The 283-nt window shown below is 41.7% G+C and carries 1 protein-coding gene; it reads right to left on the reverse strand.

Features of this window, described 5'->3' with window-relative positions; genetic code table 11:
- On the reverse strand, positions 1-283 hold a 283-nt coding region (locus A3729_RS11070), incomplete at both ends, for a cation transporter (protein ID WP_197475805.1).

Here is a 283-nt window from a genome sequence, read left to right on the forward strand (position 1 = left end):
AAATGTTGTAAATCTTCTGCCTCTTGGGATTTTATTTCCTGAATAATTTCTACCGGAACGTAAAGAATCAAGCAGGACATTATGATCGCCAGAATAGATTCCAGCTGATGCGCTTTTTCTTCAGAAATGGATAAGCGCCCTTTCTCGACAGAAACGCGAATACAGATGCCACAAAGTAAGGTAAGCGAGACCAAAATATCAGACAGGGAGTGATAAGCGTCAGCAAGTAGCGCTGTACTGCCTGTTATCCACGATGTTACTAACTTGATGGCCGTTAATATCA

The organism is Oleiphilus sp. HI0043, from assembly GCF_001634935.1.